The organism is Treponema sp. R6D11, assembly GCF_054786075.1.
In genome coordinates, this window is the sequence record NZ_BDHD01000117.1 from 1 (window position 1) to 5,751 (window position 5,751).

At 39.0% G+C, this 5,751-nt stretch carries 7 protein-coding genes; all 7 read left to right on the forward strand.

Features of this window, described 5'->3' with window-relative positions:
* The coding region (locus ACYVTD_RS09305; protein ID WP_461247502.1) for a hypothetical protein at positions 1–1,070 on the forward strand (1,070 nt) is incomplete at its 5' end.
* A gap of 3 nt (positions 1,071–1,073) precedes the next feature.
* Positions 1,074–2,372, forward strand: coding sequence for an SLBB domain-containing protein (locus tag ACYVTD_RS09310; protein WP_461247503.1), 1,299 nt, complete (start codon positions 1,074–1,076; stop codon positions 2,370–2,372).
* The gene (locus tag ACYVTD_RS09315; protein WP_461247504.1) at positions 2,365–3,390 is read left to right on the forward strand and encodes an RnfABCDGE type electron transport complex subunit D; all 1,026 of its coding nucleotides are present in this window, start codon (positions 2,365–2,367) and stop codon (positions 3,388–3,390) included. The genes ACYVTD_RS09310 and ACYVTD_RS09315 overlap by 8 nt, the downstream gene beginning before the upstream one ends.
* Positions 3,387–3,827, forward strand: coding sequence for a hypothetical protein (locus ACYVTD_RS09320; protein ID WP_461247505.1), 441 nt, complete (start codon positions 3,387–3,389; stop codon positions 3,825–3,827). Before ACYVTD_RS09315 ends, ACYVTD_RS09320 begins: the two co-directional genes overlap by 4 nt.
* Positions 3,824–4,477, forward strand: coding sequence for a hypothetical protein (locus ACYVTD_RS09325; RefSeq protein ID WP_461247506.1), 654 nt, complete (start codon positions 3,824–3,826; stop codon positions 4,475–4,477). The genes ACYVTD_RS09320 and ACYVTD_RS09325 overlap by 4 nt, the downstream gene beginning before the upstream one ends.
* Before the next feature lie 187 nt (positions 4,478–4,664).
* A complete protein-coding gene (locus tag ACYVTD_RS09330) occupies positions 4,665–5,051 on the forward strand; it encodes a hypothetical protein (protein WP_461247507.1) in 387 nt (128 codons plus the stop codon).
* Positions 5,048–5,665, forward strand: a complete 618-nt coding sequence (locus ACYVTD_RS09335; RefSeq protein WP_461247508.1) for a glycoside hydrolase family 38 N-terminal domain-containing protein — start codon at positions 5,048–5,050, stop codon at positions 5,663–5,665. The genes ACYVTD_RS09330 and ACYVTD_RS09335 overlap by 4 nt, the downstream gene beginning before the upstream one ends.
* Positions 5,666–5,751 lie beyond the last annotated feature (86 nt).

Sequence of the window (5,751 nt, forward strand, 5' to 3'; positions counted from 1 at the left end):
ACGGAATAGGGCGTCCATTGCTTCTTTTCTTTGGCGTTTATATTGCGGCATCTGTCATTCTTCTTTGTTTGTGTTATGCGAAAAGAAAGATACATCGCAGTATTGTTAATATTATACCGATGGTTCCGGTGCTTTCTTCGCTTGGTTTTTTCGGCTCTGCGGGAATAGGTAGCGCCGCTTTACTTTTTGGGCTTTTTATTTTATTAAAAGAGCCGCTTAACGAGCTTGTCAATCCTCCGCCTTCAATGGTAAAGGGCGATAAACTTGCGTCAATTTTTAAAGAAATAATTGTTCCTTATAAATATTACTGGCTCTTTCTTCCAGTATTTGTCGCCGCATTTTCAATCTTAATTATCTTTTCGCCGTTAAAGCTAATTTTTTTAATAGCTGTTACAGCCGCTTCTTTTGCTGTTTTTTTCTTTTCGTTAAAAATAGTGTCCTTTGCCGGAGTAGACCACAGAAGGTTTAATCCGTTATTGATAAAAAGAAAGCGTTTTCCCGAATTTGTTTTTCCAATGTATATTTTGCCGTTTGTTGCAGGCGCGTTTCTTATTATGTTTTTTCTGCCGTATATGTCGGGAAGTTATAATCCTGGCAGAAAATTCGACATTAAACTTAATGAGCAGGATTACTATGAACATCTGACATATCAGGCGTCATTTTCGACGCGCCAACTAAGTACGTCATCAGCCGCTTTTCCCGCTTTTTTCTACGATACGGACGGGCTTGTTTCCATGAATAAAATGAACGTAAGCCAATCTATTAAAATGAGCGATTATCCGGCTTTTCCGTTAAAACATTTAATGGATTTTTTTAATAATGTTAATAATAGCAATCTTGTAAAATCCGGCAAAAATACGGGAGGAATTAAGGAAAATTTATCATTATTGGTATTATTATTGTTCTTGTTTCCAAGCCTGCTTTTTGGAAAAAACAGCGAAAATTTACAAGGCGGCGCTTTAGAAGGGATAAAATCATATTTGGGAAAATTAAGGTTGACGGGTATTAACTGGAATAAAAAATTATTGTATAATCATAGGAGTCATTTGCGTAACCGTAAGGACGCTTAAATTATGAAGATATATTCGTTTCCAAGGGGAGGGTTCCTCTATGAGGACCCGACTTCCCCCATAAAATCATCAGCCGCGAATGCTTTTCTGCCGGCGCTTTCCGTTATCTCGCTTGGTAATAAGGCAAAGCCTGTTTATCCTGTTGTGAGTATCGGAGAGGCTGTACGCGAAGGCATGCTAATTGGCAGAGCGTCCGGCGCGGGGACAGCTAATGTGCATGCTACTGTTCCCGGCAGAGTTATTAAAAAAGTTTCATGGGTAGACAAAAACAACATCAATAATGACGCTCTTGTAATTAAAATGGAAGGCGCGTTTGAAAGATTAGGCAGAAAAGAAGAAGTTTTAATATGGACGGGCTTGAACTGTTACGATTTACAAAAAATAATTTCAGATTACGGAATTGTCGAAATGGACAACGATGAAAAACCGCTTTCCGATATAATTTCCGCCGCAAGAAAAAAAGACAAATTATCGCTTGTTGTCCGTTGTGTTTTTGACGACCCTTGGCTTGTCGCCGATTACGCTCTTTGCCGCGACAGGATAAACTCCGTAATAGAAGGCGCGGCTATTGTGGCAAAAGCGTGTCTTAAAGTAACTCAACTTGTTTTTGCGGTTTCACATCACGAACAAGAACTTGGAGAACAACTTTTATCAGCCGCAGGATCTTTAAATATTCCGTCGTCGCTTGTTCTGACAGGTTCCCGTTATCCGCAAAGAAATAATCGAGAGCTTAAACTTGCGCTTCGCATGTATGAAAAAAAAGAAAATGTCGATTTAGGATCGCTTTTAATACTTGGTCCTTCCGTTCTTGCGGCTGTTTCTGACGCGGTAGTACATAAAAAACCTATTTTAGATAGATATGTAGCCATAGGCGGATCGGCTGTTTCAAAGCCGCAAATAATGAAAGTTAGAATCGGAACAAGAATCGGCGAAGTTATAGAGCAATGCGACGGTTTTATTGAACCGCCCGAAAGAATTTTAACAGGCTCGCCGCTTTCAGGCAGGGAAGTAAAGTACCTTGACGAGCCTGTGGGAAAATCATGTTACGCTATTGTTGCAATGTCAAAATCGCAAGCCGCGGTTCACGCGCAACGGAATTGTATCAACTGCGGCGAGTGCAGAGTAGTCTGTCCTATGGGGCTTGATCCTCAAAGTATTTACAAGCGCCTAAAATTGCGCGAGATTGAAAGTCCCGGTCATATAGGCTGTCATGGTTGCGGATGTTGCAAGGTAGTCTGTCCTTCCGCTTTGCCGTTATTGGAAACTTTCCTGGAAAACGATCAGGAGGACGCAAGTGCCTGATAGCAGAATAATTTTTTTAAATAAACCGCAGATAAATATTTCCTGTCCGAGCGCCCTTAGAATGTGGCTTGTTTTTGCATGCGCGTTTCTTTGCGTTCTTCAGTCGGCTTTTAGCGACGGCGGAAAATCGCTTATTGTCGCTCTTACGGCGTTTTTCTCCGCGATGATAATTGAATTGTTATTTACTTGTAAAAAAAACGGAGCGGCAAAAATAAAAGACGGAAGCGCCGCTGCTACGGCGATGATACTTTCTATGCTTTTACCAAATGAAATACATCCTGTTCTTGTTTTTTTAGGCGTTGCTTTTGCGATTGTTGTGGTAAAGTACAGTTTCGGCGGGCTTGGATCAAACTGGCTTAACCCCGCTCTTGGCGGCTGGTTATTTATTCGGTTTTCATGGTCATCGGCTTTTACAAATGCGTTTGGCGGCTCAACGCCTTCGGTTTCGGAAATGGTAATGACATCAAACGTAAGCACTCTGGATAATCCTGTTACGGAATTTTTTAATAACTCGATATTTTCCATTGCCGGCGTACAGCTTCCGTCGGGATACATCGATCTTCTTTTTAATAATGATGCGGGATTAATTACGGATAGAGGTTTATTTTTCCTTTTAATAGGCACTGTAATTATTACCGCTGTAGGAATTAACCGCGGTTGGGTTCCGTTGGTTTTTCTTGCCGTTTACGGTTTTCTTGTCCGTTTTGCCGGAGATTTATCGGGAATGTATTGGAATGGAGATATGTTATACGGCATATTTTCAGGCGGTACAATTGCGGTGGCTTTTATTCTTGCGGCGGAACCTGCAAGCAGCGCTAAATTAAAACCGGGTATAATATTTACAGTTGTATTAAGCGCGTTTCTTTCATGGTTTTTCAGATACAAGTGCATGGAATATTACGGGTGCTTTATCGCCCTTGCTTTGACAAATTGTATAACGCCCATTGTCAGGCTTATAGAGGATAAAATTATTCTGTTCCGTATTAATCGAGGCAGTCTTAGGGAGAATTCCTTATGAAAGGCAAACTAATTTTACTTGGCTGGATTGCCGGACTTCTTTTACTTATTTCCGTTATTTGGATTTTTGTTCAACCGTCGCTTGTGTTTAATCTTATGCGTACTGTAAACAGCGTATTAATAAACAATAATGATCCGCGAAGAATATCTACTTATTTACAGGCAAAGCCCGGAAAAGCAGAAATTTTTGGATATTGGTATACAATATATAATTCCACAAATAAATTGTTTGTGTTTACAACCTTCCGGGACGGCATACTTGTCCCGCTTGGCGCTGTAGTTTCATCTAATGGCGCTGTGAGTGAAATACTGCCGTTAAGCGCTCATGCTGCGCAAATATTTGATGCGATGCCAAAAAGCGTTTTGCAAATGTATGTTGATAGAATAGAAGCTGCCGCATATATAAATTTTGATGCACAAAAAGGAGATGCAAGATGAATTTAAAACAGCAACATTCATTTTGGGGTTCTCTTTCTCCTCTTGGCGGATTAACAGGAGCGGGGCTTTTAATTATGGCTTGCGGGCGTCTTTCGTGGGCAATTACAGTTTCAGGCTGTTTGTTTTGGGTATATGGTCTTACTTCTTTTACATTCGCTTCTTTATCAATGGATAAAGTAAAAAAAGTATTGCCTGAAAAAGGCTTAGTTACGCTTTTTACCTGTTTGGCTGTGTTTTTTAGTAGCGTGTATATTTTGCTGTTTTGGCTGTTATGCCCATTTGCGGCGTTGGAAGTATTTATGCTTATGTTGCTTGTTCCGCTGTTTTGCGCAAATTCCGGTATTGTTCAACAGATGCACTCTGTTTCCGAGCACAAATATTCCGACGTTTTTGATAATGTCTCGGACGCAATTTCTCAGGCGGCTTCTTTGGCAAGTTTAATAATAGCGTTTTCCATAATAAGAGAACCATTATCTTATTGTATGTTGTCATTTCCGGGGACTTATCAGGGAATGGTAACAATTATGTATTTTAAATCAGGCGCATTTTTCCCAATAGGCATATTCTCCACTTCTGCGGGGTCGCTCTTGTTATTGGGTTATTTACTCTGTTTTTATCAATATTGGAAAGGAAAAATGGGCAATGGTTAATATTCAATATTTGTTATTATTTATTTATTCAGGCTTCACCATAAACATTGTGTTACAATGCGGTCTTGGAATTAAAGGAATAGTTGATTCAAAATCAATTTTTAATGTATCGTCCTTTATCAGATTAGGCATTATTTTCTCGTCAATAATTCTTATATGGCTGTTTCTTTCTACTGTTATTTTTTCTTTGTTTACAGGTATTTTTGTATATGTACTTTTATTTCCATTAAGCGCTATTTTGTATAATGGTTTGGAATATTTTATTTTTACTTACATATATAAAAAAGAAACGGAAACATTTATAAATTTTCCTGATGGTATTACAGCTGTGTCTGTATTCATTTGTATAAACATTGCAAATAATTTACATGAAGCTATAATGCTTTCTTTTGGTTTTACTTTAGGAGTTTTTGTTGTTAATATTATTATCGGGGAAATTCGCAGAAGAGCTGAATTGGAAGCGGTTCCGATTTTTTTAAAAGGAAAGCCGTTAGTTATTATCGCTATGGGGTTGTTGTCCCTTGTTTTTACCGCCGCTTCATTATTATTTTTCAGGATGATTAGCGCAGGGTGAAAGAAAAAAATAAAATCTATCTTATTATTGGTTCCCATGCCCATGTTCCGTCCGGAGCGCCTGAAAGCGAGTTTGAATTTGTTTATGAAAATAAAATCCGCCCATTTGTTACAAATTTATACCGTTATTCAAACATTCAGGCTGTTTTACACTATTCGGGCGTACTGCTTTACTGGGTAGAACGTACGCATCCCGAATTTTTTATGATAATTGAGGATATGATAAATCGAAAACAAACAGAATTGCTTGGCGGCGGATTTTACGAGCCTAGTTTCCCGTTGATACCCTTGCAGGACAGAATCGGACAAATTGAATTAATGACTACATATATCCGCAAACATTTTGGAAAGCGTCCGCTTGGCTGTTGGCTTCCGCAAATGGCGTGGGAACAGCACCTTGCGGCGGCGCTTTGCGCAAGTGAAATAGATTACACTTTTCTTTCACAAGAACAATTTGTGCAGGCGGGTATAAAAGATTCCGGTCTTTTTTCCCCCTGTATCAGCGAAGATCAAGGTAAACTTTTAACAATTTTTCCGACTTCATCAGCGGTGGAAAAAGATTTAGCGGAAAAAAGTTTTTCTTTGGTTTTTTTTGAGTTAAAAAATAAATTTTAGGAAAAATGCAAAAAAGACTCCGGAAAAATAATCAGCGTTTTTTCTTAGAAAATTTTATCATCTTTGGAAGAAGCGCCGGACAAGGG